The organism is Bradyrhizobium sp. P3_C3 (genome assembly GCF_056402655.1).
This window is the reverse complement of sequence record NZ_JBFUGY010000031.1, coordinates 1-26,627: the sequence shown is the minus strand read 5'-3', so window position 1 is coordinate 26,627 and position 26,627 is coordinate 1. Positions and strand designations below refer to the sequence as shown.

Sequence of the window (26,627 nt, the reverse complement as noted above, 5' to 3'; positions counted from 1 at the left end):
GGATGTTTGATCTTAGGGGGTTTGGAGCGGGTGCCTCTTGGGCCCAGCCAACCTGCCGCAAAAACAAGGATATCAGGACCATGGGAAAGGTCATTGGGATCGACCTCGGCACCACGAATTCGTGCGTCGCCGTGATGGATGGCAAGAACGCCAAAGTCATCGAGAATTCCGAAGGCATGCGCACGACGCCTTCGATCGTCGCCGTGACGGACGACGGTGAGCGCCTCGTCGGCCAGCCTGCCAAGCGCCAGGCCGTTACCAATCCCGAGCGTACGTTCTTCGCAGTGAAGCGCCTCATCGGCCGCCGCTACGACGACCCGATGGTCGAGAAGGACAAGAAGCTCGTTCCGTACAAGATCGTGAAGGCTTCCAACGGCGACGCCTGGGTCGAGGCCGACGGCCAGACCTACTCGCCCTCGCAGGTGTCTGCGTTCATCCTGCAGAAGATGAAGGAGACCGCGGAAGCCCATCTCGGCCAGAAGGTCGACCAGGCCGTCATCACCGTTCCCGCTTACTTCAACGACGCCCAGCGCCAGGCGACCAAGGACGCCGGCAAGATCGCGGGCCTTGAAGTGCTGCGCATCATCAACGAGCCGACCGCGGCCGCGCTCGCCTATGGTCTGGACAAGACCAAGACCGGCACGATCGCCGTGTACGATCTCGGCGGCGGCACGTTCGATATCTCCATTCTCGAAATCGGCGACGGCGTGTTCGAGGTGAAGTCGACCAACGGCGACACCTTCCTCGGCGGCGAAGACTTCGACATGCGCCTCGTGGGTTATCTGGCCGACGAGTTCCAGAAGGAGCAGGGCATCAACCTGCGCAACGACAAGCTCGCGTTGCAGCGCCTGAAGGAAGCCGCTGAAAAGGCCAAGATCGAGCTGTCGTCGACGACGCAGACCGAGATCAACCTGCCCTTCATCACCGCGGACCAGACCGGCCCCAAGCATCTGACGATGAAGCTCACCCGCGCCAAGTTCGAGGCGCTGGTCGACGACCTCGTCCAGAAGACGGTCGAGCCCTGCCGCAAGGCGCTGAAGGACGCCGGCGTCACCGCCGGTGAGATCGGCGAAGTCGTTCTGGTCGGCGGCATGTCGCGCATGCCGAAGGTCCAGGAAGTCGTGAAGCAGCTGTTCGGCAAGGAGCCGCACAAGGGCGTCAACCCGGACGAAGTCGTGGCGATCGGTGCCGCGATCCAGGCCGGCGTGCTCCAGGGCGACGTCAAGGACGTGCTGCTGCTCGACGTGACCCCGCTGTCGCTGGGCATCGAGACGCTGGGCGGCGTGTTCACCCGCATCATCGACCGCAACACCACGATCCCGACCAAGAAGAGCCAGGTGTTCTCGACCGCCGAGGACAACCAGAACGCGGTCACCATCCGCGTCTTCCAGGGCGAGCGTGAAATGGCGGCCGACAACAAGATGCTCGGCCAGTTCGACCTGATGGGCATTCCGCCGGCCCCGCGCGGCATGCCGCAGATCGAGGTGACCTTCGACATCGACGCCAACGGCATCGTCAACGTCTCGGCCAAGGACAAGGCCACGGCCAAGGAGCAGCAGATCCGCATCCAGGCCTCCGGCGGCCTGTCGGAAGCCGACATCGAGAAGATGGTCAAGGACGCCGAGGCCAATGCCGAGGCGGACAAGAAGCGCCGCGAGGCCGTCACCGCCAAGAACGAGGCGGATGGCCTGGTGCACTCCACCGAGAAGGCTCTGGCCGAGCACGGTTCGAAGGTCGCCGAGCCCGAGCGCCGCGCCATCGAGGATGCCGTCAGCGACCTCAAGGAAGCGCTGAAGGGCGACGATGCCGAGGCGATCAAGGCCAAGACCCAGACGCTGGCCCAGGCTTCGATGAAGCTCGGCGAGGCCATGTACAAGCAGCAGGCCGAGGCCGACGCCAAGAAGGATGCGGCCAAGGACGACGTCGTCGACGCGGAATTCACCGAAGTCGACGACGACAAGAACAACAAGAAGTCCGCCTGATCCCCAAGAGGGTGATGATGCGGACGGCTTGGACCCCACACGCGCTACCGGCCTCCCCCCTCACGGGGGAGGCCGTCGTGTCGGGCTCGTCGGGGCGTGTCCCCGTTACGATCGATCAATTCCCAGCCGTTATGATGAACGTCGCCGTGCCGCCCTCTGCCGCGAAGCAAAGGGCTGCCTATATCGTCTCCTGGCGACGTTGTTCCGCTCCGACTTGAATCGCGATTGGATAGACCGAGTTCAACATGTCCACGTCCACCAAGCGCTGCTATTACGAAACGCTCGAAGTCGAACGCACTGCCGACGATTCCGTCCTGAAATCGTCCTTCCGCAAGCTTGCGATGAAATTCCACCCGGACCGCAATCCCGGGGACGACACCAGCGAAGTCAAGTTCAAGGAAATCAACGAGGCCTACGAGGTCCTCAAGGACAAGGACAAGCGCGCGGCCTATGACCGCTTCGGCCATGCGGCCTTCGAGCAGGGCGGCGGCGGCGCCGGTTTCGGTGCGGGCTTCGCCTCCTCCTTCTCCGACATCTTCGAAGACCTGTTCGGCATGGCCGGGCAGCGCGGCCGCGGCGGCCGCGAGCGTGGCGCCGACCTGCGCTACAACATGGAAATCACGCTCGAGGAAGCCTTTGGCGGCAAAACCGCGCAGATCGAGATTCCGGTCTCGGTCACCTGCGAGGCCTGCTCGGGCATCGGCGCCAAGGCCGGCACCAAGCCGAAGACCTGCTCGAGCTGCGGCGGCGCCGGTCGCGTGCGGCAGTCGCAGGGCTTCTTCACGCTGGAGCGCACCTGTCCGAGCTGCCAGGGCCGCGGCCAGATGATCGAGGACGCCTGCCCGTCCTGCTCCGGCCAGGGCCGGGTCACCCGCGAGCGAACGTTGTCGGTCAACATTCCCCCGGGGGTCGAGGACGGCACCCGGATCAGGCTCGCGGGCGAAGGCGAGGCCGGGGTTCGCGGCGGCCCGCCCGGCGACCTCTACATCTTCCTGTCGCTGGCCCAGCACCAGCTCTTCCAGCGCGACGGCGCCGATTTGCACTGCCGGGTGCCGATCTCGATGGTAACGGCCGCCCTCGGCGGCGAATTCGAGGTGCCGACCATCGACAGCGGCAAAACCAATGTGAAGGTGCCGGCCGGAACCCAGTCGGGCCGCCGATTCCGCATTGCATCAAAAGGCATGCCGGTGCTGCGCTCGCGCCAGATGGGCGACATGTACGTCCAGGTTGCCGTCGAGACCCCGCAGAATCTCACCAAGAAGCAGCAGGAATTGCTGGCGGAATTCGAAAAGCTCTCCTCCGGCAATACCCAGCCGGAATCGGTCGGCTTCTTCGCCAAGGTCAAGGATCTATTCAGTAATCGGGCAACCTGACTCGTCTTGACCGTATCGCCTTCGGCCTATACCTGTTTATGACCATTTTCTGACACGCCGCGGTCCCGCGGTCCCGTCCGGTCCCGACATGCCATTGCCATCGTCCGCGCGTGCGTTGAAGAAGCCCCGTCTCGACGACGAGGTGCGCTTTCTAAGGTCGTGGATCGAAAAGCCGCTGCACATGGGTGCAGTGATGCCTTCGGGCAAGCTGCTCGCCCGGACCATGGCGCATTACGTCGACGTCAATTCAGACGCACCCGTGGTCGAGCTCGGGCCCGGCACCGGCGCCATCACCTCGGCCCTGGTCGAGCGCGGCGTCGACCAGAAGCGCCTCGTCCTCGTCGAATACAATCCCGGCTTTTGCGCCTTGCTGCGTGACCGCTATCCGCAAGCCAAGGTGGTGCAGGGCGATGCCTATCGCCTGCGCGACACGCTCTGGAACGTGCTCAGCGCGCCGGCCTCCGCCGTCGTCTCCGGCCTGCCGCTCGTGACAAAACCGATGCTGACGCGGCTCCGGCTGGTCCGCGACGCCTTCGCGGCGCTGACCCCGGGCGCGCCCTTCGTGCAGTTCACCTATGCGGTGGTGCCGCCGATCCCGAAATCGCTGCCCGGCGTGTCCACAGAGGCCTCGGAACGGATCTGGATGAACCTTCCGCCGGCCCGCGTCTGGGTGTATCGCAAGGACTAATTCCGTCGGCATTCCCCTTTGCGCGGCGGACTCGTTTCGCCGAACGCATGGAAGTGGATGTCCGCACCCAAAATCCTGGTCATTCCCGGCTCGCTGCGCACCGGCTCGCACAATGCGAAGCTGGCGGCGGTCGCCGCCTATGAATTCGCCCAGGCCGGCGTCGACGTCACCCGCATCTCACTCGCCGATTTTCCGCTGCCGATCTATGACGGCGATCTCCAGGCCAAGTCCGGCGTGCCCAAGCACGCGATCAATCTCAAGCGCATGATCGGCGCGCATCATGGCGTGCTGATCGTTTCGCCCGAATACAACGCCTCGGTGCCGCCGCTGCTCAAGAACGCGATCGACTGGGTCAGCCGCGTACATGAGCTGCACGAGACGCGCGGCGACGTGTTTCGCAACCGCGCCTTCGCGCTCGCCGGCGCCTCGCAGAGCCGGCTCGGTGCGGCCCGTGCGCTCCAGGCCCTGCGGCTGATCCTGACCTCCTGCCACGCCAACGTGATTGCCAGCCAGCTCACGCTCGCCTTTGCCGACCAGGCCTATGACGATATGGACAGGCTGAAGAACGAGGGCGACATCGCCGCGTTGAAGGAGCTGGTGCGGCAATTGATCGACATTTCCCAACGCATGATGTGAGGTGACATGACGCCAGCCGAGATCGCCCCGAAGAACCGCCTGATCGTAGCGCTCGACCTGCCCAGCGTTGACGCCGCGGAGGCGATGATCGCAAGGCTCGGCGACAGCGTCACCTTCTACAAGATCGGCTATCAGCTCGCTTATGCCGGCGGCCTGCCGCTGATCGGCAAGCTCGCCGACAAGGGCAAGAAGGTGTTCGCCGACCTCAAGATGCACGACATCGGCAACACCGTCACGCGTGGTGTGGAGAGCGTGGCCAAGCTGGGTGCTACCTTCGTCACCGTGCACGCCTATCCGCAGACCATGAAGGGCGCGGTCGAAGGCCGCGGTAGCGCGAGCCTGAAGATTCTCGCCGTCACGGTGCTGACGTCCTACAACGACGACGATCTGCATGCGGCCGGCTATCGGCTCAGCGTCTCCGAGCTGGTCGAAGCGCGCGCGCAGCAGGCGCAGGTGCTCGGCGTCGACGGGCTGGTGTCATCGCCCGAGGAGGTCGGCGCCTTGCGCAAGATCGTCGGCCACCAGATGAGCCTCGTCACCCCCGGCATCCGGCCGGCGGGTTCTGCGAGCGGCGACCAGAAACGCATCATGACGCCCGGCCGCGCAATTGCCGCGGGCGCCGATTATCTCGTCGTCGGACGGCCGGTGGTGGAAGCCGCCGACCCCAAGGCGATCGCTGAAGCCATCCAGGCCGAGATCGCGCAGGCGCTCGGCGCATGATTCGGAAAAACCGCGCAGCGGTTTTCCGGTCGGATCATGCTTAGATAGAGACCGACAAACAGGGAGAAGAACAATGGCAAAGGGCTACTGGATCGGGCGCGTGGATGTGAGCAGCGACGAGGGCTACAAGCCCTATGCCGTCGCCAACGGTCCGATCTTCAAGAAATGGGGTGGCCGCTTCGTCGTTCGCGCCGGCAAGTTCACCACCGTCGAAGGCGCCAGCCGCTCGCGCAACGTCGTGATTGAATTTCCCGACTACGAGACCGCGATCGCCTGCTACAACTCGCCGGAATACCAAGCCAACATCAAGGTGCGCCAGCCGCACTCCATCGCCGACCTCATCATCATCGAGGGCTATGACGGCCCGCAGCCCTGAAGACGGATCGTCGCGAGAGCCTATCCTGGATTGACGCGAGCATCATCCGGCTCTCGCGGACAGCACGCGCGTGCGATCATCGCACGCGATCGGGAGAGCGTCGCGGACATCTCCGCTCGCACTTACGTCGACATCATCTTGCATCACCTTGACGGACTCATTCGCTTGAACGCGTGAGTGCCGCTCGCGCCTGAGACGAAGGCCGTGGCCGTCATTGGGTCCACCAGCTTGCCGTATTCTTTTGTCCCCAAATGGGGATTGCTGGATCGCTCTCGTTTCATCCAAGGTTGCTTGATCGGAGCCCACATCGATCGGTGATGGGCATCAAGCCAACCCGAAATCTGCGACGTCCGTGACGGGCCGCAAGGCGACCCGCATCGCGCATTTCCATGCAAAGGGAGTGAAGATCATGGCACTGATCATCGGAACAGCAGGCGACGATGTGTTGCCTGGCACGAATTTAGACGATCAGATCTTTGGCCTTCAAGGCAACGACACCATTACTGGCCTGGACGGCAATGATGACGTAAGCGGCGGCGCGGGCAATGATTCCATCGATGGCGGTGCCGGCAACGACATCCTTGATGGAAATGCCGGTATCGATACGATCACCGGTGGCGCCGGCGACGACACGATCAACGGCGGCGCGGGCGACGACACGCTGAACGGAAATGCCGGCGCCGACATCATCCACGGCGACCAAGGCAACGACACCATCGATGGCGGAACCGGCGCTGATCAGCTCTTTGGTGACGCCGGCGACGACGGCATCCACGGCGGCGACGGCAATGATGACATTCATGGCGGTGCGGGTGCCGACACCCTGTGGGGCGACGCCGGCGACGATACGTTGAGCGGCGACGCCGGCAATGACGTCTTGAATGGCGGCGACGGTAACGACCTACTCAACGGTGGATTCGGAGATGACACTCTGAATGGCGATGCCGGCAACGACACGCTGAACGGCGGACTTGGCAATGACCTGCTGAACGGCGGTACCGGTGACGACATCCTGAACGGCGGTTTGGGCGCCGATACGCTCGACGGTGGCGATGGCAACGACACCATGCACGGCGACGCGGGCGACGACATCATGGACGGCGGCGCCGGTAACGATACGATGTTCGGCGATGCCGGAGACGACGAGATGGCCGGCGGCGCGGGCAACGATGCCATGAGCGGCGGCGCCGGTAATGACGAAATGAGCGGCGGAACCGGCAACGACACGCTCGACGGCGACGCCGGAGATGACACGCTCGATGGCGGCGATGGCACCGATGTCCTGAACGGCGGGGCTGGGGCTGACATCCTGTCGGGCGGTGCCGGCAATGACACCCTGAACGGCGGTAACGGCGATGACGAGTTGTCCGGCGGCAATGGCGCCGACGTCCTCAACGGTGGACTCGGCGATGATGTGCTGACGGGCGGTGCTGGTACCGATACGCACAATTTCGGCGACAACACAGCTACGAACTTCGGCAACGATGAAGTCACCGATCTCAGCTTTGCCGATGGCGATGCCGTTGTTGTCGACGCTCCGCCAGGCTTTGACCCGGCTACAGTGGTAGTGGACGACGACGGCACCAACACCGTGCTGGATTTCGGCTTCGGCGCCATCCAGCTCGATGGCATCACGGGCGGCGCGACACCGTTCGAGTCGATCGCCGAAATCAACACTGCCGCCGGTTATACGGCCGTTGACGTTGTCTAGTCCCGACTAGTAGCGGGGCGGCTGTCAGGCCGCCCCGCCCTCATTTCAGTCAGTGATAGTGCCGGCAAGTTATGTATTCGCGTAACCGTGGTGTGATCCCAGCATCTGGTCAGAGATTGCTGGTGGCCTTGATTCCGGGACGATTCGCATTGGTGTGGATCGTCTGTTTCAGCGTGTCCGTAAACCTGCTGCTGCTGGTCGTACCTTTCTTTTCCATCGAAGTGTTCGACCGCGTGCTCAGTAGCGGAAGCGTCGAGACGCTTGTCGGCCTCACCGTCATCGCCGTCGGCGCTCTCGCCTTCAGCGCCGCCTTCGACACGTTTCGTAACCGCCTGTTGAGCCGGTTCGCGGTCGGGTTCGAGCACTGCCTCGCTCCGATCATCCTTGAAGGCAGCATCACCGGCGCGGCGCCGGGCGACGGCCGGCAGCACGATCTGGTCAAGCTTCGCGAGTTGAGAACTTTCCTGTCGAGCGGAACGGTCACATCGCTGATCGATGCTCCATTCCTCCCGGTGTTCATTCTCATCCTGTTCTTCCTGCACCCCTGGTATGGCGTCATAGCCCTGATCGGGGTGGGGGTCCTGCTGGCGATGGGTGTTGCAAGCCACTGGATCGCGCGCGGCGAAATTGCGCAGGCTTCGCAGGCCGCGTTGAAGACGCAGGCGTTGCTCGATGGAATCGTCCGGCACTCCAGCGTGGTGCGGGCGATGGGCTGGACCCGGGGCGCCATCCGCGCGTTCATGAGCCTCAATGACGAAGCCCTGGCTCCGGTGGTGCGGGCCAGCGAACGCATCTACACGATCAGCGCCGCCGCGCGAATGGTCAGGACTATCCTGCAGATTGCCGCGATCGGCTGCGGTGCCTGGCTCGTGCTCCAGAACGAGGTGCTGTCCGGCAGTCTGATCGCGAGCTCGATCCTGATAGCGCGCACGTTGCAGCCCATGGAAGGGTTGGTCTCGGCCTGGCGCGCGTTGGCATCTGCGCAGGACGCCTGGACGCAGGTCTGCAATGCCGCGATGCCGGTTCTTGCGCGTCCGCGGAAGACGTTGCTTCCGCCGCCAGCCGGCATGCTCAAGGTCGAGCGGGTGACATTCCGGATTGGCGGGACGCAGCGTCCCATTCTCGCGGGCATATCCTTTCAATGCCGGCCGTCCGAGCTTGTCGTCGTGATCGGGCCGACCGGCGCCGGAAAATCCACATTGCTGCGCTTGATGGCAGGCCTCGATCGGCCGACCAGCGGTACGATCCGGTTGGACCACGCAGCACTCCATACCTGGGATCCCGACCAGCTTGGGCAATTCGTCGGCTATCTCCCCCAGGACGTGCAGCTCCTGGAAGGAACGGTGGCCGAAGCCATTGCCGGGTTTGATGAATACGCACGGGACGAGGCCATCGTCGCCGCGGCCATGCTCGCGCAGGCGCATGAGATGATCCTGTCCCTTCCGGCCGGCTACCAGACCGAGATCGGCCGCGACGGCTGCAGGCTCTCCGGTGGCCAGCGTCAGCGCATTGGTCTTGCACGCGCCTTCTTCGGCGATCGCAAATTGATCCTGCTGGATGAGCCCAATGCCAATCTCGACCCGGACGGCGAAGAAGCGTTGTGCTCCGCCATTCAATCGGCCAAAGCGCGCGGCGCGGCGTCGGTGATCGTCACCCACCGGCCGCGGCTGTTGACCATCGCCGATGCCGTGCTGCTGTTGAGGGACGGCAACCAGGTCGCCTTCGGACCGCCATATGATGTTCTTCGCGCCCAGCGGCCGGCACCGGTACCGGGTTCGCCAGGGCTCCCGCGCAATGTCGAACCTCAGAGGTTGCCAGGCAGGAGGGTCATTCCATGACGCAGACCGGTCATGCCCCCGCGATGTCCGCGCCTGTTGCCGGTCCGTCGAAGACCTGGCCGACGGAGCAACCGCGATCCGACATGCGACGGATCATCGCATGGGGCTGTGTATTGCTCGTCCTGCAATTTTGCGGCTTCGGCTTGTGGGCAACCACGGTTCCGCTCCGCGGCGCTGTCGTGGCACCAGGATTCATCAAGGTCCATTCGAAGCGCAAGGCTGTGCAACATCTGGAAGGCGGAATCATCAAATCGATCTATGTCCGGGAGAACGATCACGTCGAAGCCGGTCAACTCATTGCACGGCTCGACACCGCGCAGATCGAAGGGAGCCTTGGTTCCCTCGAAACCAAGTTCTTTGCTGATCTGGCGATGGAGGCCCGTCTGGCGGCGGAGCAGGACGCCGCGAAGTCAATCCGGTTTCCGGACGAATTGCGCGAAAGTGCGACGCGTCTCTCCGCACGTATCGCCATTCAAACCCAGGAGGCCGAATTTGCCGCGCGACTGGCCGCGATTGAGAACGAGCGCAAGGTGATCGATCAGCAGATGCTGCAAAACGCGGACACCATCCGCGGCCTGCAGAGCAACACCCAAGGGCTTGAACAGCAACTCAAGCTGTTGCGGGAAGAGATCGCCGACACGAGTTATCTCCTCGCAAAGGGCCTCGCCCGGAAACCACGCTTGCTGGCCTTGCAACGCGCCGAAGCCGAGGCCACCGGACAGGTCGATCGCAATGCCGCGTCAATCTCGGAGATGCAGGGCAAGATCGCGGAGTTGCAGGACAGACGCAGGCAACTGGGGTTCAACCAAAATCAGGATATCGCCAAGCAGCGGCATGCGACGAGCGAGGAGATCGGCGACCTCAGACATCGAATTGCCGCGTTGCGTGCCCAGCTTGTCCGGTCTGAATTGCGTGCCCCGGAAAGTGGAAGGATCGTCGGCCTCAACAGCAGGGACCTCAATGCCGTGCTTGGACCTCGGGAAACCCTTTTGGAAATCGTTCCAATGCAAGATCGGCTTGTCATCGAGGCGACATTGAAGCCTGCCGATCGGGAAGAGGTCTATGTCGGACAGATGGCGCGTGTGCGAGTTCACGCGCTGAACATTCGCCGCCGGCCGATGCTCGAGGGAAGGGTCGTCGGCGTTGCGGCAGACGCACTGACCGACACCCATTCCGGCGACAGCTCCTATTTGGCCGAGGTTGAGCTCGACCCCAACGCGCCGACGGCCTCCTACATCTCCACATTGATGCCTGGAATGCCTGTCGAGATATTTGTCGAGACGGGGGAACGAACCTTTGCGGAATATCTTTTGCAGCCGATGACGTTACGGATCAACCGTGCGTTCAGGGAGAATTAAGCGCTGGTAAGGGGTGGGCCGGCCTATGAGGGAGGCGACCGTGCATGAGTGCAGTAAGGCACTACCTTCCGCACAGGATGATTTTCGTTCCGATTGCGTCGAGCGCGCCTCGAAGCAAGGCAATGACGGATGCGGTCCGTCTGGGTCTTGTCCGGAGCCACGCCCGCAACAGGCCGCAATGGAATATTTCGCGAAGGCCATGGCGGAATTGCTCGGCTGCCGGAGCTGCTACGTAGCCATGCTATCCGCCTCCGGGCTGGAAGAAGCCAGGATCGGAGATGCTCCTGCCGATCCGTCATGCGCGGCGATGGTTGAGCGATTTGCGCGCAAGGGTACGGCCGAGGACGTCGCCTCGCTCGAGCCGATCAATTCCCGGACCTCCTTCGTCCGCAAGTTGATCGGCGCGGAACCCCCGGTAAAGAGTCATTCGGTCATTGGCAGGTTTGCTTCCGATGAGCGAACCACGGTCGTATTCGTGGCCGGATGGCGACCGGCCGCGCTTGCGGCATCGGAGATTCCCGGTTTGGCGCATACCGTGCGCCCGTTATGGAAGGCTGCTCATTCACTTGCCCGGCAAGCGCCGGGGCAGGTCGATGCGCAACTCTGGCTCGAAGAGCTGACCTTTCCCGCCATCGTCGTGGACCAGGGCCTGCACATTTACGCAGTCAATCGTGGTGGACGCGTGCTGCTTGCCAAGCGCGAGTTGCTCAGGATGGAAGGAGGCAGGCTTGCTGGCTCATGCGCTTCCGTGACCGAGAGCTTGCGGGGGGCAATCGGGAAAGTGCTCATCGAGAGCGGGACTCATGGATGGTTCAACACCACGGTACCGCTCTCGACGGATCGTCAGCAGTTCGCCTTCGCCAAGATCGGCGCTGTTCCAACGCATGACAAGCTGGGACAGGCCCTCATCGTTGTGCCGCAATTCGATGACGTGCAGGGCGCGCACTGCATCGCATCTGCCTTCGGCTTGAACTGGGCCGAGGAAAGAATCGTCGCCCGGATTCTTCAATTCCAGTGCCCTCGCGATATTGGAGCCGAGCTTGGGCTGACCGAGGCAACGGTGCGAACCTACACCAAGAGGATCATGCTCAAACTGGGGATCAACCGACAGTCGGAGTTCTTTCTTCTGTATCATCTCACCCAATCGCCTTTTGGCGCTGGCAGGCGCGAGAACTGGGTGAGCCGGCCGGCCTCCGACGGTCGATTGGACGAAGAGGGTCCGATGAGATTGCGGACGGCTGGCAAGCATTCGCCTGACTGAGTACGGGGTTCTCCGCGATGTCGAGCCGCATGAGCTGCGCTGGTTTTCTCTACCGGGCGTTCGCTGCCTTGGCATTGGCCGGGGCCGGCTTCCCTGCACATGCCCAGAGCATTCAATTGGCGCTTCCGATTGCCTGCGAGCCTGGCCGCACCTGCTACATCCAGAATTACACGGATCTCGATCCGTCGCGGTCGGCGCGAGACTACAAATGCGGCACGCTTACTTATGACGACCACAACGGCACTGACTTTCGTCTGCCCTCACTGGCAGTGCAAAAGGCCGGCGTGGACGTGCGCGCAGCGGCGGGCGGCCGCGTTCTTCGTACACGCAATGACGCGCCGGACGGCGCTTTCACAAAATCGGGACGCGAAGCGGTGCGCGAGGCCGAATGTGGCAATGGCGTCGTCATCGAACATCCGGAGCAGTGGGAAACCCAGTACTGCCACCTCGCCGCCGGCAGTGTGTTGGTCAAGCCTGGAGACAAGGTCGACCTCGGACAGCCGATCGGCCGTGTCGGGCTCTCCGGCCTCACGGAGTATCCTCACCTGCATTTCACCGTGAGGCGCAATGGCGCGGTCGTCGATCCCTTTGCGTACGGCGTTCGTCCCGAGTCTTGCGAGGGCGGTCAATCGCTCTGGCTTGCTGCCCTCCGCCCGAAACTCGAGTACCAGGAACGAGCCATCCTCAATGCGGGCTTTACGACGGGGCCGGTCACGATGGAACTCATCGAGGACGGTAGTGCCGAGAGCCAAATGCCGTCCGCCGGTTCGATGGCGATCGTCGCGTTCGTGCGGGCTATCGGGCTGAAGGCGGGCGATGCGCAATGGCTGCTCATCAAGGATCCCCGCGAGAACGTCATCGCGGAAAATCGGTCTGCACCACTTCAGGCCAACAAGGCGCAATTCATGCTCTTTGCGGGGAAGAAGCGGCCTCCCGGGGGGTGGGAACGCGGCTCCTACAAGGCGACCTATGTTGTCGAGCGCGATGGTCAGATCGTGCTCAGGAAAGACCTGGAGCTCGTGCTCTAGCGTTGCACCTGTGCGCGGGGAGACCCGCGCCACGGGCCTTTTGAAGGCCTGATCGGTTGCCGGAACGGCCCGCTCCCGCTATAGGGCGTGGAGAGGGTGAACCATGTCCGATATGCGTTTGATTGTTGCTGGGGCAGGCGGCCGGATGGGCCGTGCGCTGGCACGAGCGATTGCCGACACCGAAGGCGCGGTGCTGGCGGGAGCCCTGGAGGCGCCCGGCTCGGAGCTGCTCGGCAAGGATGCCGGCGTACTCGCGGGCCTGCCGGCCAACGGCGTCAAACTCTCGGCCGACCTCTGGGCGATGTCGAAAGATGCCGACGGCATCCTGGATTTCACCGTGCCGGCCGCGACCATCGCCAATGTCGCGATCGCCGCCGAGCGCGGCATCGTGCACGTCATCGGCACCACCGGACTGTCGGCCTCCGATAACGCCGTAATCAAGAGCGTCACCAACCGTGCGGTCGTGGTGCAGTCGGGCAATATGAGCCTGGGCGTCAATCTGCTCGCCGCGGTGGTCAAGCGCGTCGCCAAGGCACTCGACGAGAGCTTCGACATCGAGGTCGTGGAAACCCACCACCGCATGAAGATCGATGCGCCCTCGGGCACTGCGCTGATGCTGGGCCAGGCCGCTGCCGCCGGCCGCGGCATCTCGCTCGATGAGCATTCGGATCGCGGGCGCGACGGCATCACCGGCGCGCGCAAGCCGGGCGACATCGGCTTTGCCTCCTTGCGCGGCGGCACCGTCGCCGGCGAGCACAGCGTGACCTTCCTCGGTCCGTTCGAACGCCTGACGCTGTCGCATCTCGCCGAAGACCGCATGCTGTTCGCACACGGCGCGCTCAAGGCGGCGCTGTGGGCGCATGGCAAGAAGCCGGGGCACTACTCCATGGCCGACGTGCTCGGTCTCGCAGACATCTGAGCGAGCCGGAGCATGAACCGGACCCGAAGGGCCGCGTCAGCGCAAGATGTGAAGCGGCTTTCCGCCAAGATCATTCCTCAACAATAACCTGAATGGAAAGCAGTCAATGAGCGAACGTCTCCTCGTGCTCGTGCGCCACGGTCAGAGCGAGTGGAATCTGAAGAACCTGTTCACGGGCTGGAAGGATCCTGATCTCACCGAGCTCGGCGTGAAGGAAGCCACGGAAGCCGGCCGCAAGCTGAAGGCACAGGGCCTCGTGTTCGACGTCGCCTACACTTCGGTCTTGACGCGCGCGCAGCACACGCTCGATCTCATTCTCGGCGAGCTCGACCAGAAGGGCCTGCCGACCTCCAAAGACCTCGCGCTGAACGAGCGCGACTATGGCGATCTCTCCGGCCTCAACAAGGACGACGCCCGCAAGAAATGGGGCGAGGACCAGGTGCTGATCTGGCGCCGCTCCTACGATGTGCCGCCGCCCGGCGGCGAGAGCCTGAAGGATACGCTGGCGCGCGCGCTGCCCTATTACGTGCAGGAGATCCTGCCCGGCGTGCTCAACGGCAAGCGCACGCTGGTCGCCGCCCACGGCAACTCGCTGCGCGCGCTGATCATGGTGCTGGAAAAGCTCTCGCCCGAAGGCATTTTGAAGCGCGAACTCGCGACCGGTGTGCCGATCATCTACCGGCTCAATGCGGATTCGACGGTGGCCTCGAAGCTGGATCTGGCGGGCTGAGCTTCGCCACAAGCGCGGAGTCGTAGGGTGGGCAAAGCGTAGCGTGCCCACCATGTGTCAGCGATCGCGGAAGAATGGTGGGCACGGCGCTATGCGCCTTTGCCCACCCTACGGCAGCTCGCCTACTGCATCCCCAGCTGCCCGGCCTCCCAGCCCAGCATCGCCTGCTTGCGGGTGATGCCCCAGTGATAGCCGGTGAGCGTGCCGCTCTTGCCGAGCGCGCGGTGGCAGGGCACGACGAACGAGACCGGGTTCTTTCCGACCGCAGCGCCGACGGCGCGTGAGGCCTTCGGGCTGTTGATGTTGCAGGCGATGTCGGAATAGGACACCGCGCGACCCATCGGGATCTTCAGCAGCGTCTCCCACACCCGCACCTCGAAATCGGTGCCGATCATCACCACGCGCAACGGCTGGTCCGGCCGCCACAGCTTGGTGTCGAAGATGCGCTGTGCGAGCGGCGCGGTGCCTTCGTGATCCTCGACGTAAGTTGCGTTGCGCCATCGCCGCGTCATGTCGGCGAGCGCGACCTTCTCCTCACCGGGATCGGCGAACGCAAGGCCTGACAGGCCGCGGTCGGTGGCGATCACGATCGCCGTGCCAAAGGGCGAGGGATGGAAGCCGTAGCGCAGCGTCAGGCCCGCGCCGCCGTTCTTCCATTCGCCGGGCGACATCGCTTCATGGGTGACGAAGAGATCGTGCAGCCGGCCCGGTCCTGAAAGACCCGAGTCGAGCGCGGCATCGAGAATGCTCGCGGAGTCCCGCAACAGTCCCTTGGCGTGATCGAGCGTCAGCGCCTGCATGAACGCCTTCGGCGTGATCGAGGCCCAGCGGCGGAACAGATGGTGCAGCTCATCCGGCGTGACGCCCGCCGCATCCGCCATCGCTTCGATGGCCGGCTGGGTGCGCCAGTTCTCCGAGATGAATGCGATCGCCCGGCGCACGGAGTCGTAATCGCGCAACGCGGCGTTCTGGGAGCCCGGCTTGGCCAGGCGCTGGTCATTTATGGCGAGTGTCATCATGACTGGAAATGTAGGCGTGGCGCCGGGCCGAAACCACCCGATTTCCGATCCGGACTCAGGAGACCGGGTTGTAGGTCGGGCCGCGCTTGGCGGCGTTCAGGGCCTCAACCAAGCCTTTGTAAAAACTTGCTTTTTCGTCCGGGCCGAGGAAGCGGGCGATCTGGATCTGGTGGCCGCGCGAGATCAGATAGAGATGCTCGATGCCAAAATCCTCGTCGACCTCCATGTCGAGGCGGACCCAGAGCGGATTGAACGTCCATTCGGCGACCTGACCGCGATGACTGACGCGCCGCACCCGCAGCTCGGACGCCGTGACCGAAATCTCCTCGCGCGCCCGCGCGGTGCGGAAATTGGCCTTGAAGGCCCACCAGATCACCAGCACGTCGAGGCCGAAGAAGCCGAACACCGGCCACGCACCCATCATCAGGAAGGCGAGGCCGGTGGCAAAGCTCACCGCGCTCAGGAACAGCATCACGGCGAGGAAGCCGGTGCGGTTCAGCGAGCGGTGCGGCGTCAGGAGCGCGGAGAAGATCTGAGGGTCCGTCTCGCTTTCAGATCGCCCGCGCTCAATTTCGTTGCCTGTGCTCATCGTCCCTCAGTATATCCGGATCATGGCGAAAATCACCCGCAAGCCGGCCCCGCGCAAAGCGTCCGTGCCGAAGAAAAAGGCAAAGGCGATAGTTGCGAAGCCGAGGGCTCTCGCCAGGAAATCGCTCAAGGCCGCAAGACCCAATTCTACCAAATCTACCAAACCTTGGACGCCGGCCGAGATCCACGAGGTCTTCAGCCGTTTCCGCAAGGCCAATCCGGAGCCGAAAGGCGAGCTCGAGCACGTCAATCCGTTCACGCTGCTGGTCGCGGTGGTGCTGTCGGCGCAGGCCACCGATGCCGGGGTCAACAAGGCGACGCGCGCATTGTTCGAGATCGCCGACACGCCGCAGAAGATGCTCGACCTCGGCGAAGAACGCTTGCGCGAATACATCAAGACCATCGGCCTTTATCGCACCAAGGCCAGGAACGTGATTGCACTGTCGGCAAAGGTGCTCAGCGAATTCGGCGGCGAGGTGCCGCGCACGCGCGCCGGGATCGAGTCGCTGCCCGGCGCCGGGCGCAAGACCGCAAATGTCGTGCTCAACATGGCCTTCGGCGAGCACACCAWGGCGGTGGACACGCATGTGTTTCGCGTCGGCAACCGCACCGGGATGGCGCCCGGCAAGACGCCGCTCGAAGTCGAGCTTGGTCTCGAAAAGGTGATCCCGGCCGAGTTCATGTTGCACGCCCATCATTGGCTGATTCTGCATGGCCGCTATACTTGCCTCGCCCGCAAGCCGCGCTGCGAGGTTTGCCTGATCAACGATCTCTGCCGATGGCCGGAGAAGACGGTCTGAGGTGGCGCCGTCGTTTCGGGGGGCGATGTGAAGCAAGCCGGTTTTGGGGACATGTCGTGAGTCAGCAAGAACAAATCTCATCGCCATCGCCATCGCCACCGCCGGCTGCGGCACCGGCTCCGCCGCCGAAGCCGACGCAGCGGCCGGCGAGCTCGCTCTGGGGCCGGCTCGCGATCCCCCTGTTCGCCGTGATCGTCGCGCTCGCCTTCGTGGCACTGGCGACGCTGCGCTTCGACGAATGGGTCGGCAACGCCGTGGTCCAGACCACCAACGACGCCTATGTGCGCTCCGATCTGACGCGGCTTGCAAGCCGCGTCTCCGGCGAAGTGCTGACCGTCGGGGTCTCCGACTTCCAGCGCGTCAAGGCCGGCGATCTCCTGATCCAGATCGATCCCGCCGACTACCAGGCCCAGGTCGCGCAGTCCGAGGCCGCTGTCGCCGCCGCGCAGGCCGTGCTCGACAATCTGAGCAACCAGGTCGAACTGCAATATGCGACCATCGCGCAGGCGCAGGCCGCGCAGCTGTCCGCGGAAGCGTTGGAAGTCGAGGCCCGGCAGGAGCAGGATCGCCAGAAATCGCTGACGCAGACGGAGGCCGGCACGCGGCAGCGGCTCGAACAGGCCGTCGCGGGCTACGCGAAGGCGCAGGCCGACGTGCGTGCCAGTCGCGCCGTCATCGCCGCGCAGCAGCATCAACTCGAAGTTCTGCAGGGCACCAAGAAGCAGCGTGCCGCCGACGTCGCGGCGGCCAAGGCGACGCTGGCGAGCGCGAAGCTGAAGCTCGGCTATACCAGGATCACCGCGCCGTTCGACGGCGTCGTCGGCGAGCGCCAGGTGCAGCCCGGCGACTACGTCAACATCGGCACCAACCTCATCAACGTGGTGCCGCTGCCGAAGGTCTATGTGATCGCGAATTACAAGGAGACCCAGCTCACGCATGTCGCGCCGGGCCAGCCGGTCGAGATCACCGTCGATGGCTTCCCGCGCGAGAAGCTGCGCGGCAAGGTCGAGCGCATTGCGCCCGCGACCGGCGCGCAGGTGGCCCTGCTGCCGCCGGACAATGCGACCGGCAATTTCACCAAGGTCGTGCAGCGCATTCCCGTGCGCATCCAGTTCGACGACAACCAGCCGCTGCTGGCGCGGCTGGTGCCGGGCATGTCGGTCGTCACCAGCATCGACACGAAGGCCGCGAATGGCGGAAAATGACGATGCCGGTCGCGGGCCTCTCTCGCGCGGCGGCATCGCGCCACAGCCCTTGTTTGCCGTGGCGGCGGTGCTGCTCGGCTCGTTCCTCGCCAATTTCGACAGCCGGCTGACCACGGTCGGCCTGCCGGACCTGCGCGGTGCGTTCTCGCTCTCGTTCGACGAGGGCGCCTGGCTTTCGACCGCCGGCATCGGCTCGCAGATCCTGATTGCGCCGGCGGTGGCGTGGCTCGCGACGGTGTTCGGCCTGCGCCGCGTGCTCGGCATCCCGAGCCTCGTCTACGCCGCGGTGTCGCTGATCATTCCCTTCGTGCACGATTATCCGACGCTGCTCGCGCTCAGCGTCGTTCATGGCCTGCTGCTCGGCACCTTCGTGCCTGCGACGCTCATGATCGTGTTACGAAACCTGCCGATCCGATGGTGGGTGCCGGCGATCTCGCTCTATTCGATCCGGGTCGGCTTTGCGCTGGATACGTCGAGCTCCCTGGTCGGCTTCTATGTCGACCATCTCGGCTGGCAATGGATGTACTGGCAGAGCGTCGTGATCGCGCCCTTGATGGGCCTGATGGTTTATCTGGGCACGCCGAGCGAGCCGGTGAACCGCACGCTGCTGCGCGAGGCCGATTGGGGCGGCATGCTGCTGCTCGGCGCCGCGGTCTCGATGATCTATGCCGGCCTCGACCAGGGCAATCGCCTGGACTGGCTCGGCTCGGGGACGGTGATGGCGCTGCTCGTCAGCGGTGTGGTGCTGTTCGCAGGCTTCCTCGTCAACGAGTCGCTGGTGCGACAGCCCTGGGCGCATGTGAACGTGCTGTTCTCGCGCAATGTCGGGTTGGGGCTGATCTTGATCCTGCTCTACACGCTGACCAGCCTCTCCAACTCGTCGCTGGTGCCGAATTTCCTCGGCAATGTCGTTCTGCTCCGGCCGGAGCAGAGCGGGATGCTGCTGCTCACCTATGGCGCGCTGCCGATGTTCGTGCTGGTGCCGATCTCGATCTGGCTGCTGCGGCATTTCGATACGCGGCTCGTCGTGGTGCTGGGTTTTGCCTGCTTTGCCGCGGCCAATCTCTGGGGCACGCAGCTCAGCCATGTCTGGGCGCGCGAGGATTTTGTCGGCATCGTGCTGCTCCAGGCGATCGGGCAGTCGCTGCTCCTGCTGCCGATCATCATCACGCTGCTGTCGAACGCCGATCCGAGCCGCGCCACCTCCTTTGCCGCCTACATCCAGATCATGCGGCTCGGCGGCGCGGAGATCGGCATCGCGCTGATGGGAACGTGGCTGCGCGTGCGCGAGCAGGTCCATTCCTTCTATCTCGGGCAGGACCTTGTGGTCGGCAATGCCGACGTGGTGGGTAGGCTCAAGCAGCTCGCCGATTACTTCGCGGCCCATGGCACCGGCATGGCGCAGGCGCGCGCGGTCGGCACGCTCGCAGGCCTGGTGCAGCGCGAGGCCAATGTGCTCGCCTATATCGACGGCTTCTGGCTGTGCTTCTGGCTCGCGATGGTCGCGCTCGGCGTCGTCGCGCTGATCACCCGGGCGCCACCGGGCCCGTTCACGCCGGCGCCGTTCGGTTTCGCCAAGATGCTGCTGCGCAAATGCGGGGTGCAAGTGAACTGAGAAGTGAACTGAGAGGCCTCACCGCATCTGCCGTGCCGGCTCGATCAGCTCGGGCCGCGGTCCCGACAGGCGCTTGTGCATGTGGACCATGAACGCCATGCCGAAGATCGGCGTCGCCAGATTCACGATCGGGATCGAGACGAAGGCCGCGATGAAGAGGCCGGCGGTGAAGATGGTCGCCGCGTTGTCGCGCCGCATCGCCCTGGCTTCCTCCGGCGAGCGGAAGCGCATCGCGGCGAGCTCGAAATATTCGCGCCCCAGCAGCCAGGCGGCGGCGACGAAGAAGATCAGGAATCCGGCACCAGCGAACAGGACCAGCGGCAACGCCACCAGATAGACCACGATCGTCAGCAGCGCGGTCCTGACGCCCTCGTAGATCGCCTGGCTGAACGGCAGCGCGGCGCCCGGCCGCTCGGCGGGATAGTGCTCGCGCTCGACGATGTCGGCGACGTCGTCGACGAACAGGCTCGCCACCAGCGAGGTGATCGCAGGCATCAGGAACACGCCGCCGAACACGACGCCGAGGCCCGCCGTGATCGAGACGATCCAGGCGAGGACCTCGAGCGAGGAATGCCAGCTCGGCCCGAGCAGGCCTTCCAGCCAGACCTCGCCATAGGTCGCAAACCAGCTCAGGAGCCGCTGCAAGCCGATCGCCAGCACGATGATCAGGACCAGTGCAAGCCCGATCGATCGCCACAGGATCGAGCGCATCGGCGGCGAGATCAATTGCGACAGCGCCTTTACGGCGGCATCCAGCATCGGAGTACCTCTCAGCAAAACCACCCGCGAGAGGTAGACATGCGCGGAAGGTTCGACAAGAGGTCGAGCTTTCCGGGACAGATTGCCGCGCCTGGAGCTTGGGTTCTGAGTGAATCAGAACGGAAGCTCAAGGCGCTTGTTTTGACGCGTTTTCTTCGCGCGAGCCGGCAGCCACTTCGCTTGAAGACGCTCTAGCTCACCCTGATGACGAGGGCATAGTTCTGCGGCGCGACGGCGATGGAATGAGCGATGACCGATATCACCGCTTCGCCGGCCGGCAGATTCGCGAAGATGACCTGCTCGACATTGTTCCGGCGGTCGAAGTCCTTCGAGCCGGCCGGCATGTTGCCATGGCGTTCCTGCTTGTTGGCCACCACGACGAGATCGAGGTCGCTTTGCAGGCCTTCGCCGGGCGGATCGGTCCAGACCAGCGTGACCTTCAGGCGGTTGCTTCCCGCCGGTATCGTGACCGTGCGGTCTTCGCGGTCGCCGGCGTCCAGCTTCTTCTTCTCGTCGAAGAACTGCAGCTCTTCGTTCGCGGCATGGGGGCCGACCACGGCCTGAACGTCGACCCGGCCGAAGCCCTGGCTGTTGTTCGCGACGGACCCCGCCTCCGACGGATGGTATTGTCCAGCGAGACCGCGCGCTCCGTTGATGATGAGCGCCTTGAGCAGTGCGGCGCTCGGCGACTTCAGTCCCTGGCTTTTCCTCAGGAACGCCCGGACCACCGCGACGGACCCGGCCACCAGCGGCGTCGCCATGCTGGTGCCGCCCTCGAACATGTAGAGCGGGTCTTGCGAGAGCTTCCATCCCTTCGATTTCGTGGCGCGGGATCGGGTTGACAGAATGAAGGATCCCGGCGCCACGACGTCGGGCTTGATGCGTTCGTCGTTGGTGGGTCCGCGGCTGCTGAACGCCACCATCCCTTCGGGATTGTTGGCCACGCGGTCGGAGCTGATCGGCGTGGCCGGAAAATCGTCTGGCCACGCCCTGCCGTAGGTCATGGCCTCGTTGGGACGATTGTTCTCGCAGGCGCCGATGGTGAGGCAGTTCTTGGCCGTCCCCGGCGGCGTCACGGAGTTGGGGTCGACCTGGCCATTGCCATCCTTGTCGCTGCCCTCATTTCCGGCGGCGAAGCAGATCAGCATGTCGCGGTGCGCGTAGACGAACGTGTCGAGCTCGTTGGCCTGGGAGTCGTACACGCCGAAATTTCCGACGCTGCCCCAGGAGTTGGAATGGATTCGCGCCTTGTCCGTCTTGTAGGGCGGACCGAACAGCGCATCGAGGCTGTCGGGCAGGCCGCCGAGGTTGCCGCCGCTGTCGAGCACGGATTGCAGAACCAGCTTGGCGCCGGGAGCCGTGCCGCGGATCGGGCCGTCGCTTTTCGATACGCCGTCGCCGAGGGCGGAACCCGCGACATGGGTGCCGTGACCATCAGGATCGTCTTTGCGCCCAGGCCGGCCGAGCGCGTAGAGCTTCTTGACGCGCCCCTTGAAAGCCGGGTGCGTGTTCGTGGTCGATCCCTTGTCGAAACCGGTATCGGCGATCGCGATGATCTCGCCGGCGCCTTCGCCGCCATTGCTGGGCGTCGCCGCGGGAACGCGAAGAATGCCCCGCGCGATGTTGTTGAGCAGCTTGCGGGGAAAGACCTTCTCGACGCTGCGCACCTCGTCGAGCGCCGCGACGTCGGCAAGACGGCGCATCTTCAGCGTCACACGCACCTTGGCCGTGCCCGGAACGACGTCGTCAAGCTGCACATGCGCCGCTTCCGCGATCTTCTTTGCAGCGGCCTTCACGCCGACATTGCGGTGGAGCATGACGTCGACGGTCACGCTGGTGCGGTCGAGCGCGGCCGGCCTTGCCGCAAGCGCGCGCGCCGCAGCGACGCCTCCGGGTTGGGTGTCGAGGTTGCGCAGTGCCGGCGCGATCTTCACGATGCCCGGGTAGAGGTCTGCCCACGTCACGAACGGCAGTTTCCGCACCTTGTCGAGCCCGGCCGCTGGAAAGTGACAGATGACGGCGCTGCCCGGGACGGCTTCCAGGATCTCGGCGCCGGCCTTGGCGAGCTGCCCTCTGCGCTCGGCGTTGAGCGGCTGGTTGGTCTGCACGATGATGTAGTCGGATTCCTTCGCATTCGCATGATCCAGCGACAGCGCGGCGCGTTCCGCGTGCGGAGCCGAAGGATCGATCGTGATGCCGTTGATCGTGATCTGCGCCATGGCCGTTCCACTTTCCCTGATTGATCGCCCGTCCTTTGTCGTCTGCGCTGGCCGGATCGCTCGCTACGGCTCCGCCGCGATGCTGGCCCAGCAGGTGATGGCGCTACAGACCGTGCTCCAGCGGCCGAACCCCTTGTAGATCTGGGCGGCGATCTGCTCCTGCTGCTGCAGGGTGCCTTCGGCCTTGATCTGCGGATCGGAGACGTTGCGGATCGCGAGCCAGCGCGGTGCCTTCTCGCCCATCTCCTGCGCGACTAGGCCAAGGATGGCATCGCCCATCTCGGAGACGTCGCCGAGCCCCTGGAGATGGAAGTGGTCGTCCGAGGTGTCGAAGCCGAAGAAGTCGGTGGTGACCACGGAGGAGGACAGGCCGCTCGGCTTCACGACGAAGATCTTCGGCGCCCTTGTATTGTCCTTCGGCAATTGCCCGGCATTGGCCTTGAACAGCGTCTTGGCCTGCGCGAACTTCTTCGTCACCGCGGATCGGCTGGAAAAATGCTCCTGCGCGAACGGCTGCTTCTTGAACTTCGACAGGCAGTCGAAGCGAACGATCGGGCTGACGACGACGTCGCCGACCTCGAATTCCTTGCCGATGCCGCCGGCCGTGCCCGTGGTGATCACGAGCGTCGGCTGCACCTCGGTGATGATCTGGCGCCAGACGTCGATGTTCGGCAGCTGCGGGCCGTCCTGCGACATGTGCGAATCGGATTTGAAGATCACGGTCTTCTTCTTGCCGATCGTGGTGGTCCAGTAGGTGCCGAGCCGTTTCAGCTCCTTCGCCGGACAGCCGTTGCGCATCTTCTTGGAGATGGCCGAGTAATTGTGCGTATAGGGTACGTAATCGTTGCGGGAGTCCTTGCCCGGCGTCAGCACGCGGCTGAGGGCGTGGCCCTCGTCGACGGTCCAGGTCACGACCAGCACGTCGGCGCGCGGCAGCGGTCCCTTGCCGTTGCCCTTCGGCTTCGGCCCGGTTTGCGGCGCCAGCCCTTTCGGCCAGGCAATGTCGGTGAAGCGCGACAGCCCGGTCGAGGTCGAGAAGGCCATGAACTCGCGGCCCTCGCTCGATTCGGAATCGAAATCGATGATCTCGCGCCGAAAGTCCTCGGTCGTGACCTTCGCGGAATTCTTCACCGCGCCCTTGGCCACGCGTTTCACCACGAAGGTGTCGGGCGGGGGCGGCGTCGTGATCGGATCGAAACCGAGATTTCTCTCAACCCATTTGCGGTCAGCGCGCATCGCATTGTCTCCGCCAAATTGATTTTCAGACGTCTGATTTCGACAAACGTCTTCCGTTGGTCGGCCAGACAAGCCAACGGTTGCAATTTTAAATCGAAATCCTTGTCGACGAATGGTCGTGAATATTGACCGATTCCGTGCCGATCTGAGCCAGTCGGATGTTGCCCCTGCCAAACAAGAGGTTTTCTGAAAAAATATCGCTCAAATGCCTGAACCAATTTGGGTTTGAGATTACACCTATAGTTGAGGTGCGACAATCTGCCTTCCAATCACAAACGGAGGAAGTCATGGCAAGCTCGACCACGCGCGTGACGCTGGCGAACAGCGCACGGAAATTGCCAAAGGGGGCCAAGCTCGTCGGCGCCGCCGACCCCAAGCAGGAAATCGAGATCAGCGTCCGGCTGCGCGCGAAGCGTGCCGACGATGAGCAGGTGATGGCGCTCGGCGCGCAACCGCCGCGCGAGCGGCAGTATCTCTCGCGTGCCGAGTTCGGCGCAGCGATGGGTGCTGATACCGCCGACGTCGCCAAGATCGACGATTTCGCGCATCACCACGATCTCAACGTCAAGAGCGTGCATCTGGCGTCGCGCACCGTGAAGCTGACCGGGACGGTGAAGGCAATGAGCGCAGCCTTCGGCGTCAAGCTCAACAAGGTCAGATACGAGGGCGCGACCCATCGCATGCGTAAAGGCAGCGTGCAGATCCCGGCCGAGCTCGCAGGTATCGTGGTCGGCGTGCACGGCCTCGACAACCGGCCGGTGGCGCAACCCCACTTCCGCCGCAAGCTGCCTCAGAAGGGTGCAGCCGCACGCGCCGCGCAGGGCGGCAGCTTCTCGGTCGATCAGATCGCCCAGCTCTACAATTTCCCCGGCGGCGAGACTGGCGCCGGCCAGTGCATCGCCATCATCGAGCTCAACGACATCGACCAGAAGGGCCATCCCACGGGCGCCGGCTACAAAACGTCAGACCTGCGCACCTTCTTCAAGAAGGCGGGCATCGCGATGCCGAAGATCGCGCCCGCGAGCGTCGACGGCGGCGCCAACAAGCCCGGCCATTCCGACGCCGACGGCGAGGTCGTGCTCGACATCGAGGTGGCCGGTGCGATCGCGCCCGGCGCCAGGATCGTGGTCTATTTCGCGCCCAACACCACCAACGGCTTCATCGATGCGGTCAAGGCCGCCGTCCATGACACCGCGCGAAAACCTTCGGTGATCTCGATCAGCTGGGGCGGGCCGGAAGACCAGGAAGGCTCGCAGCAATTCGTCGACGGCCTGAACGAGGCGATCCGCGACGCCGCCGCGATGGGCGTCACCGTCTGCGTTGCCTCCGGCGACAATGGTTCGGCTGACATGGGTGCGGACTGGGACGGCAAGCCACATGCAGATTTCCCGGCCTCGAGCCCGTTTGCACTCGCCTGCGGCGGCACCAATCTGAAGGCGCCGAACGGAGATATCAACGAGGTGGTCTGGAACGGCGGGCCGCAGGGCGGCGCAGGCGGCGGCGGTGTCAGCGTCGTGTTCCCGCGGCCGCAATACCAGGCCCAGGCCCATGTGCCGAAATCACCGACGCATCACAATGGCCGCGGGGTGCCCGATGTCGCCGGCGATGCCGATCCCGCGACCGGCTACCAGATCTTCCTCAACGGCGTCGGCACCACCATCGGCGGCACAAGTGCCGTGGCGCCGCTGATGGCGGGGTTGATCGCCCGCATCAACGAGGCAACGACGAAGAAATTCGGCAAGACCGTCGGCTTCATCAACCCGCTGATCTACGCCTCGCACACGCAAGGCGTGTTCCGCGACATCACGGTCGGCAACAATGACATCACCGGCGATCTGCACGGCATGTACAAGGCCGGCCCCGGCTGGGACGCCTGCTCCGGCCTCGGCGTCCCCAACGGCGAAGCGCTGCAGAATTTGCTGTCGGCGTGAGGTTTGTCTCTTCCTTCTCCCCTTGTGGGCCTGTTGCGTAATTCGTCAATTGTGATTCCCTAGGGCAAAGCCTTGGAGGGTAGCGATGGCGGTTAAGCAGACGGGACAGCCGAGCTTTGTGGAAGCGCTGATGCCGAAGGGGGCCGGCGCCAATGCGGCGCTGGATCGGCTGGCTGGCCTGGTCAAGTGGTACCGGTTCGAGAAGCTGATCGGCCATTTGCGGGATGAAGGGGGGCCCGGTCGACCAGGCTATCCGGTGCTGGTGCTGTTTCGTGCTGTGCTGTTGCAGTCGCTCTATGGTCTTTCGGAGCGCGAGCTCGAGGAAGCGCTGGGCGACCGGTTGTCGTTCAAGCGCTTCGTCGGTTTGAGCCTTGAGGATGCGACGCCCGACCACACGGTCCTGAACCGCTTCCGGAACCAGCTCGTTGAACAAGGCCTGCTGGAGAAGCTGTTTGGCGAACTGGATCGTCAGCTTGAGAATGCTGGCGTCATCCTCAAGCGCGGCACGATGCTGGATGCGACCTTGATCCAGGCAGTCTCGGCTCCGCCCAAGGAGGATCGCCCCTCAAACGATCCTGATGCCCGGTTTGCCAAACGGCAGGGCAAAAGCGGCTCGACCTTCGGTTACAAGGCCC

The 26,627-nt window shown here is 64.1% G+C and carries 23 protein-coding genes; 18 read left to right on the top strand and 5 right to left on the bottom strand.

Features of this window, described 5'->3' with window-relative positions:
- Positions 1–80 precede the first annotated feature (80 nt).
- The 13 genes from dnaK to AC1DW2_RS29300 all read left to right on the top strand — a co-directional run bounded on the left by dnaK (position 81) and on the right by AC1DW2_RS29300 (position 14,620).
- Positions 81–1,982, top strand: coding sequence for a molecular chaperone DnaK (gene dnaK, locus AC1DW2_RS29360; RefSeq protein WP_028148797.1), 1,902 nt, complete (start codon positions 81–83; stop codon positions 1,980–1,982).
- A gap of 245 nt (positions 1,983–2,227) precedes the next feature.
- Complete coding sequence (gene dnaJ, locus AC1DW2_RS29355) at positions 2,228–3,355, top strand: molecular chaperone DnaJ (RefSeq protein ID WP_477007766.1); 1,128 nt, start codon at positions 2,228–2,230, stop codon at positions 3,353–3,355.
- Between the two features lie 88 nt (positions 3,356–3,443).
- Positions 3,444–4,043, top strand: a complete 600-nt coding sequence (locus tag AC1DW2_RS29350) for a class I SAM-dependent methyltransferase (RefSeq protein WP_028148799.1) — start codon at positions 3,444–3,446, stop codon at positions 4,041–4,043.
- Between the two features lie 57 nt (positions 4,044–4,100).
- Positions 4,101–4,679, top strand: coding sequence for an NADPH-dependent FMN reductase (locus AC1DW2_RS29345; RefSeq protein ID WP_477007765.1), 579 nt, complete (start codon positions 4,101–4,103; stop codon positions 4,677–4,679).
- A 6-nt stretch (positions 4,680–4,685) separates the two neighbouring features.
- On the top strand, positions 4,686–5,399 hold the full coding sequence (gene pyrF, locus AC1DW2_RS29340; RefSeq protein WP_477007764.1) for an orotidine-5'-phosphate decarboxylase: 714 nt from the start codon (positions 4,686–4,688) through the stop codon (positions 5,397–5,399).
- A gap of 73 nt (positions 5,400–5,472) precedes the next feature.
- Positions 5,473–5,775, top strand: coding sequence for a DUF1330 domain-containing protein (locus AC1DW2_RS29335; RefSeq protein WP_063980243.1), 303 nt, complete (start codon positions 5,473–5,475; stop codon positions 5,773–5,775).
- Between the two features lie 409 nt (positions 5,776–6,184).
- Entirely contained in the window at positions 6,185–7,486 is a 1,302-nt protein-coding gene (locus AC1DW2_RS29330) for a calcium-binding protein (protein WP_477007763.1), read from the top strand.
- A 71-nt stretch (positions 7,487–7,557) separates the two neighbouring features.
- Positions 7,558–9,324: a type I secretion system permease/ATPase gene (locus tag AC1DW2_RS29325; RefSeq protein ID WP_477007762.1), complete on the top strand. Its 1,767-nt coding sequence runs from the start codon at positions 7,558–7,560 to the stop codon at positions 9,322–9,324.
- Entirely contained in the window at positions 9,321–10,682 is a 1,362-nt protein-coding gene (locus AC1DW2_RS29320; protein WP_477007761.1) for an HlyD family type I secretion periplasmic adaptor subunit, read from the top strand. Before AC1DW2_RS29325 ends, AC1DW2_RS29320 begins: the two co-directional genes overlap by 4 nt.
- 178 nt (positions 10,683–10,860) lie before the next feature.
- On the top strand, positions 10,861–11,943 hold the full coding sequence (locus AC1DW2_RS29315; RefSeq protein WP_085404978.1) for a helix-turn-helix transcriptional regulator: 1,083 nt from the start codon (positions 10,861–10,863) through the stop codon (positions 11,941–11,943).
- A gap of 17 nt (positions 11,944–11,960) precedes the next feature.
- Entirely contained in the window at positions 11,961–12,971 is a 1,011-nt protein-coding gene (locus AC1DW2_RS29310; RefSeq protein WP_477007760.1) for a M23 family metallopeptidase, read from the top strand.
- A gap of 103 nt (positions 12,972–13,074) precedes the next feature.
- Positions 13,075–13,890 (top strand): 4-hydroxy-tetrahydrodipicolinate reductase, encoded by an 816-nt coding sequence (gene dapB / locus AC1DW2_RS29305; RefSeq protein ID WP_028148808.1) that lies wholly within the window; start codon positions 13,075–13,077, stop codon positions 13,888–13,890.
- 106 nt (positions 13,891–13,996) lie between these two features.
- Entirely contained in the window at positions 13,997–14,620 is a 624-nt protein-coding gene (locus tag AC1DW2_RS29300; RefSeq protein WP_014490847.1) for a 2,3-bisphosphoglycerate-dependent phosphoglycerate mutase, read from the top strand.
- 122 nt (positions 14,621–14,742) lie between these two features.
- On the opposite strand, the gene AC1DW2_RS29295 is transcribed toward AC1DW2_RS29300, so the two are convergent.
- Both AC1DW2_RS29295 and AC1DW2_RS29290 read right to left on the bottom strand, forming a co-directional pair.
- Positions 14,743–15,639: a methylated-DNA--[protein]-cysteine S-methyltransferase gene (locus AC1DW2_RS29295; protein ID WP_038932694.1), complete on the bottom strand. Its 897-nt coding sequence runs from the start codon at positions 15,637–15,639 to the stop codon at positions 14,743–14,745.
- 55 nt (positions 15,640–15,694) lie between these two features.
- On the bottom strand, positions 15,695–16,228 hold the full coding sequence (locus AC1DW2_RS29290; RefSeq protein ID WP_477007759.1) for a DUF2244 domain-containing protein: 534 nt from the start codon (positions 16,226–16,228) through the stop codon (positions 15,695–15,697).
- A gap of 22 nt (positions 16,229–16,250) precedes the next feature.
- On the opposite strand from AC1DW2_RS29290, the gene nth reads away from it, so the two are divergent.
- The 3 genes from nth to AC1DW2_RS29275 are packed head-to-tail and all read left to right on the top strand — an operon-like array spanning position 16,251 to position 19,847.
- Positions 16,251–17,027, top strand: a complete 777-nt coding sequence (nth, locus tag AC1DW2_RS29285; protein ID WP_477007758.1) for an endonuclease III — start codon at positions 16,251–16,253, stop codon at positions 17,025–17,027.
- Between the two features lie 56 nt (positions 17,028–17,083).
- Positions 17,084–18,232: an HlyD family secretion protein gene (locus AC1DW2_RS29280; protein ID WP_477007757.1), complete on the top strand. Its 1,149-nt coding sequence runs from the start codon at positions 17,084–17,086 to the stop codon at positions 18,230–18,232.
- Positions 18,219–19,847 carry an MFS transporter gene (locus AC1DW2_RS29275; RefSeq protein ID WP_063980235.1) on the top strand — a complete coding sequence of 543 codons (1,629 nt, stop codon included), beginning with the start codon at positions 18,219–18,221 and terminating at the stop codon, positions 19,845–19,847. Before AC1DW2_RS29280 ends, AC1DW2_RS29275 begins: the two co-directional genes overlap by 14 nt.
- An 18-nt stretch (positions 19,848–19,865) precedes the next feature.
- On the opposite strand, the gene AC1DW2_RS29270 is transcribed toward AC1DW2_RS29275, so the two are convergent.
- From AC1DW2_RS29270 to AC1DW2_RS29260, 3 genes are all read right to left on the bottom strand, one after another.
- Positions 19,866–20,606, bottom strand: coding sequence for a sulfate transporter family protein (locus tag AC1DW2_RS29270; protein WP_477007756.1), 741 nt, complete (start codon positions 20,604–20,606; stop codon positions 19,866–19,868).
- A gap of 191 nt (positions 20,607–20,797) precedes the next feature.
- Positions 20,798–22,825, bottom strand: a complete 2,028-nt coding sequence (locus AC1DW2_RS29265) for a S8 family serine peptidase (RefSeq protein ID WP_477007755.1) — start codon at positions 22,823–22,825, stop codon at positions 20,798–20,800.
- Between the two features lie 63 nt (positions 22,826–22,888).
- The gene (locus AC1DW2_RS29260) at positions 22,889–24,061 is read right to left on the bottom strand and encodes a phosphorylase family protein (RefSeq protein ID WP_477007754.1); all 1,173 of its coding nucleotides are present in this window, start codon (positions 24,059–24,061) and stop codon (positions 22,889–22,891) included.
- A 287-nt stretch (positions 24,062–24,348) separates the two neighbouring features.
- On the opposite strand from AC1DW2_RS29260, the gene AC1DW2_RS29255 reads away from it, so the two are divergent.
- Together AC1DW2_RS29255 and AC1DW2_RS29250 are read left to right on the top strand one after the other, a co-directional pair.
- A complete protein-coding gene (locus AC1DW2_RS29255; RefSeq protein WP_477007753.1) occupies positions 24,349–25,992 on the top strand; it encodes a S53 family peptidase in 1,644 nt (547 codons plus the stop codon).
- 85 nt (positions 25,993–26,077) lie between these two features.
- On the top strand, positions 26,078–26,627 hold a 550-nt coding region (locus AC1DW2_RS29250), incomplete at its 3' end, for a transposase (RefSeq protein WP_477007752.1).

Excerpts from the sequence above, each read along its gene's own strand:
- dnaK (WP_028148797.1), top strand. The coding sequence starts at position 81 with ATGGGAAAGGTCATTGGGATCGACCTCGGCACCACGAATTCGTGCGTC.
- dnaJ (WP_477007766.1), top strand. The coding sequence starts at position 2,228 with ATGTCCACGTCCACCAAGCGCTGCTATTACGAAACGCTCGAAGTCGAA.
- AC1DW2_RS29350 (WP_028148799.1), top strand. The coding sequence starts at position 3,444 with ATGCCATTGCCATCGTCCGCGCGTGCGTTGAAGAAGCCCCGTCTCGAC.
- AC1DW2_RS29345 (WP_477007765.1), top strand. The coding sequence starts at position 4,101 with ATGTCCGCACCCAAAATCCTGGTCATTCCCGGCTCGCTGCGCACCGGC.
- pyrF (WP_477007764.1), top strand. The coding sequence starts at position 4,686 with ATGACGCCAGCCGAGATCGCCCCGAAGAACCGCCTGATCGTAGCGCTC.
- AC1DW2_RS29335 (WP_063980243.1), top strand. The coding sequence starts at position 5,473 with ATGGCAAAGGGCTACTGGATCGGGCGCGTGGATGTGAGCAGCGACGAG.
- AC1DW2_RS29330 (WP_477007763.1), top strand. The coding sequence starts at position 6,185 with ATGGCACTGATCATCGGAACAGCAGGCGACGATGTGTTGCCTGGCACG.
- AC1DW2_RS29325 (WP_477007762.1), top strand. The coding sequence starts at position 7,558 with ATGTATTCGCGTAACCGTGGTGTGATCCCAGCATCTGGTCAGAGATTG.
- AC1DW2_RS29320 (WP_477007761.1), top strand. The coding sequence starts at position 9,321 with ATGACGCAGACCGGTCATGCCCCCGCGATGTCCGCGCCTGTTGCCGGT.
- AC1DW2_RS29315 (WP_085404978.1), top strand. The coding sequence starts at position 10,861 with ATGGAATATTTCGCGAAGGCCATGGCGGAATTGCTCGGCTGCCGGAGC.
- AC1DW2_RS29310 (WP_477007760.1), top strand. The coding sequence starts at position 11,961 with ATGTCGAGCCGCATGAGCTGCGCTGGTTTTCTCTACCGGGCGTTCGCT.
- dapB (WP_028148808.1), top strand. The coding sequence starts at position 13,075 with ATGTCCGATATGCGTTTGATTGTTGCTGGGGCAGGCGGCCGGATGGGC.
- AC1DW2_RS29300 (WP_014490847.1), top strand. The coding sequence starts at position 13,997 with ATGAGCGAACGTCTCCTCGTGCTCGTGCGCCACGGTCAGAGCGAGTGG.
- AC1DW2_RS29295 (WP_038932694.1), bottom strand. The coding sequence starts at position 15,639 with ATGATGACACTCGCCATAAATGACCAGCGCCTGGCCAAGCCGGGCTCC.
- AC1DW2_RS29290 (WP_477007759.1), bottom strand. The coding sequence starts at position 16,228 with ATGAGCACAGGCAACGAAATTGAGCGCGGGCGATCTGAAAGCGAGACG.
- AC1DW2_RS29275 (WP_063980235.1), top strand. The coding sequence starts at position 18,219 with ATGGCGGAAAATGACGATGCCGGTCGCGGGCCTCTCTCGCGCGGCGGC.
- AC1DW2_RS29270 (WP_477007756.1), bottom strand. The coding sequence starts at position 20,606 with ATGCTGGATGCCGCCGTAAAGGCGCTGTCGCAATTGATCTCGCCGCCG.
- AC1DW2_RS29265 (WP_477007755.1), bottom strand. The coding sequence starts at position 22,825 with ATGGCGCAGATCACGATCAACGGCATCACGATCGATCCTTCGGCTCCG.
- AC1DW2_RS29260 (WP_477007754.1), bottom strand. The coding sequence starts at position 24,061 with ATGCGCGCTGACCGCAAATGGGTTGAGAGAAATCTCGGTTTCGATCCG.
- AC1DW2_RS29255 (WP_477007753.1), top strand. The coding sequence starts at position 24,349 with ATGGCAAGCTCGACCACGCGCGTGACGCTGGCGAACAGCGCACGGAAA.